The organism is Mycobacterium sp. TH-M25, from assembly GCF_057473665.1.
Genome location: NZ_JBYCLA010000104.1, coordinates 1 through 2,197, shown reverse-complemented (window position 1 = coordinate 2,197; position 2,197 = coordinate 1). Strand labels below are relative to the sequence as shown.

The following is a 2,197-nucleotide window of genomic DNA, read 5'->3' as shown; positions in this document are numbered from 1 at the left end:
GTCGGCACGGCGACCTCGGCGCCGACGAGATGGCGCTGGTGGTCCAGCGCGCCGACGCGTGGCGGGACACCGAATCCGAGCGGGGCTTCTCGATGGCACTGGGCCGGCTCGGCGACCCGGCAGACGCCGATTGTCTTCTGGTCGAGGCGGTGCAACGCGACGGCACCGTGGTGGCGATGCTGTCGCTGGTTCCGTGGGGGACCAGCGGCGTCTCACTGGACGTGATGCGCCGTTCACCGCAATCCCCGAACGGCACCATCGAGCTGATGGTCAGCGAATTGGCGTTGCAGGCTCAAGGCATTGGCATCAGCAAGATCTCGCTGAACTTCGCCATGTTCAGGTCGGCGTTCGAGCAAGGCGCGCAGCTCGGTGCCGGCCCGGTGGCGCGATCCTGGCGCCGGGTGCTGATGTTTTTCTCGCGATGGTGGCAGTTGGAGACGCTGTATCGATCGAACATGAAATACCAACCCGATTGGGTGCCCCGCTACGCGTGCTACGAGGATGCCCGGCTGATCCCCCGGGTGGGCGTAGCGTCGGTGATCGCGGAAGGCTTTCTGGTGTTGCCGTTCTCCGGGCGCAACAAACAGCACACTGGCCACCACTCGTCGGTGCCGGCGGCGGTGGTGGCGACCGGCCTGCTGCACAGCGACGGCACCGCGCCCGATCTCTCCGGGCTGACCGCTGATCCGTTCGACTCTGCCGATACGGCCCCGCGCAGCACACGACTGCCCGAACAGGTGCGAGTCCGGCTGGCCAAGCTCAAGATCCTGCAGGACAATGGCATTGACGTCTATCCGGTGGGTCGACCGCCCACTCACACGGTGGCCCAAGCCCTGGCCGGCCTGGATGCCGGGGCCGCGGTCTCGGTAGCGGGCCGGATGCTGCTGATGCGCGACTACGGCGGAGTGCTCTTCGCCCAGCTGCGCGACTGGTCCGGTGAATTGCAACTGCTGCTGGACAATTCGCTGCTCGCAGAGGTCAATAGCGGCTGCGCTGCGGACTTCAGCCGGGCCGTCGACCTCGGTGACCTGGTCGAGGTGACCGGCAACATGGGACGCAGCCGCAACGGAACACCGTCGCTGCTGGTGCAGCGCTGGCGGCTGATCGGCAAGTGCCTGCGCCCGCTGCCGAACAAGTGGAAAGGGCTGACCGACCCCGAGGCGCGGGTGCGGTCCCGCTACGTGGACCTGGCGGTCAATACCGAGTCCCGCGCGCTGGTAACGGCCCGCAGCAAGGTGCTGCGGGCAATCCGGGAGACGTTGTTCGCCAAGGGTTTTCTGGAAGTCGAAACCCCGATCCTGCAGCAGTTGCACGGTGGCGCCAGCGCTCGCCCGTTCACCACCCACATCAACGCCTATGACTTGGACCTGTATCTGCGCATCGCCCCGGAGTTGTACCTCAAGCGGCTGTGCGTGGGCGGTGTCGAGCGGCTCTTCGAACTGGGCCGAGCGTTCCGCAACGAGGGCGTCGACTACAGTCACAACCCGGAGTTCACCTTGCTTGAGGCCTATCAGGCGCACGCCGACTATCTGACCTGGATCGACGGAGCCCGCGAGCTGATCCAGAACGCCGCCTGCGCGGCCAACGGCGCGCCGGTGGTGCTGCGGCCTCAACGGGACGGCGCAGGCAGCGCCGAGGGCACGCCCGGTCGCCTTGAACCGGTGGACATCTCCGGCGTCTGGCCGGTGCGTACCGTGCACGACGCGGTCTCGGATGCGCTCGGTGAGCATATCGACGCTGACACCAACCTGGCCACCCTGCGCCGGCTGTGCGACGCCGCCGGTGTCCACTTTTTCCGGCAGTGGGATCCCGGCGCGCTGGTGCTCGAACTCTACGAGCAGCTCGTCGAGACCCGCACCGAGCAGCCCACCTTCTACACCGACTTTCCCACGTCGGTGTCGCCGCTGACCCGACCGCATCGTTGCAAACGCGGAGTGGCCGAGCGGTGGGACTTGGTGGCCTGGGGCGTCGAGTTGGGTACGGCTTACAGCGAACTCACCGATCCGGTGGAGCAGCGCCGCCGGCTGCATCAGCAGTCGTTGCGCGCGGTCGGCGGAGATCCCGAGGCCATGGAGCTCGACGAAGATTTCCTTCAGGCCATGGAGTACGCGATGCCCCCGTCCGGCGGGATGGGGATGGGCGTCGACCGGCTCGTCATGCTGGTCACCGGCAGCAGCATCCGGGAGACGCTGCCCTT

1 protein-coding gene is annotated in these 2,197 nt (G+C 67.2%); it reads left to right on the top strand.

The annotated features are described in order from the left end of the window. A partial coding sequence (lysX, locus tag AC2VOU_RS03715) for a bifunctional lysylphosphatidylglycerol synthetase/lysine--tRNA ligase LysX (protein ID WP_486956135.1) occupies window positions 1-2,197 on the top strand: 2,197 nt, incomplete at both ends.